A 1,723-nucleotide genomic window follows, 5' to 3' on the forward strand; every position below is an offset into this window, starting at 1 on the left:
CTAGTTGCCTAGAAACCGGGCCTCCTTCTCGCGAACTTACGGAGGTATTTTGCCGAGTTCCTTCAACATAGTTCTCTCAAGCGCCTTGGTATTCTCTACCTGTCCACCTGTGTCGGTTTAGGGTACGATCTAGCGATGGAGCTATTTCCAGGGACCTCTAAGCAGCCCATTCAATCCGATAAGGATGAACTACCCTCGAGATCCGTCACTTCCATCTGGCCCAGGAATATTAACCTGGTTCCCATCGACTACGCCTTTCGGCCTCGCCTTAGGGGTCGGCTTACCCTGCTCAGATTAGCTTTAAGCAGGAACCCTTGGACTTTCGGCGAGAGTGTCTCTCACACTCTTTGTCGCTACTCATGTCATCATTCTCACTAGTGATCTCTCCACCGGATCGCTCACGCGCCAGCTTCACAGAAAGCTCCTTGTGTCCAATACGTCCCGAAGGACGATAAGGACACATGGAACTATGTCACACTACGCTCTGCTACCATGCAATAAATGCATCCTCAGCTTCGGCTCATGGCTTGAGCCCCGTTACATCTTCGCCGCAAGACAACTTATTTAGACCAGTGAGCTGTTACGCTATCTTTAAAGGATGGCTGCTTCTAAGCCAACCTCCTGGTTGTTTTGGTCGTCTCACCTGCTTTCCCACTTAGCCATGAATTAGGGGCCTTAGCTGGAGGTTAGGGTTGTTTCCCTCTTCACGACGGACGTTAGCATTCGCCGTGTGTCTGCCGACTAGTACTCCTCGGTATTCGGAGTTTGGTTAGGATCAGTAAGCCTGTGGGGCCCCATTACCCATCCAGTGCTCTACCCCCGAGGGTATTCGGTCGACGCTCTACCTAAATAGATTTCGCAGAGAACCAGCTATCTCCGAGTTTGATTGGCCTTTCACCCCTAGGCACAGCTCATCCCGATCTTTTTCAACAGATGTGGGTTCGGTCCTCCAATAAGTGTTACCTTATCTTCAACCTGGCCATGCCTAGATCACTCGGTTTCGGGTCTGATCCCACGAACTCAACGCCCTATTAAGACTCGCTTTCGCTACGCCTACACCTAACGGCTTAAGCTTGCTCGTGAGACCAAGTCGATGACCCATTATACAAAAGGTACGCTGTCAGGACGCAAGGTCCCTCCAACTGTTTGTAGGCGTTCGGTTTCAGGTACTGTTTCACTCCCCTCGTCGGGGTGCTTTTCACCTTTCCCTCACGGTACTGGTTCACTATCGGTCAGTAAGGAGTACTTAGCCTTCGAAGGTGGTCCTCCGATCTTCAGACAGAATTTCACGTGTTCCGCCCTACTTAATACGTCCAATCATGCTTCTTATACGGGACTATCACCCACTTTGGTTGCGCATTCCAACGCATTCTAACCACACTCATGGCTCGGCTGGTCCCCGTTCGCTCGCCGCTACTAGGGGAGTATCATATTGATTTCCTTTCCTCCGGGTACTTAGATGTTTCAGTTCCCCGGGTTTGCTTTTTTAAGCCTATATATTCAGCCTAAAAATACCTGGTTTACCAAGTTATTAGCTACCCCGAAGGGTAGTAATAACAAAGTATCAGGTGGGTTGCCCCATTCAGAAATCCATGGATCAAAGCTTATTCTCAGCTCCCCATGGCTTATCGCAGAGTATCACGTCTTTCATCGCCTCTTACTGCCAAGGCATTCACCAAACGCCCTTTTCGCGCTTGATTTGATCCAGAAAAAGCAAGACTTG

General features: G+C 49.9%; 1 rRNA gene. It reads right to left on the bottom strand.

Annotation, left to right across the window (positions count from 1 at the left end):
- Positions 1-1,700 (bottom strand): 23S ribosomal RNA (locus BLS57_RS19525); the annotation flags it as partial.
- Positions 1,701-1,723 lie beyond the last annotated feature (23 nt).

Source organism: Sulfitobacter delicatus (genome assembly GCF_900102535.1).
GTDB classification, from domain to species: domain Bacteria; phylum Pseudomonadota; class Alphaproteobacteria; order Rhodobacterales; family Rhodobacteraceae; genus Sulfitobacter; species Sulfitobacter delicatus.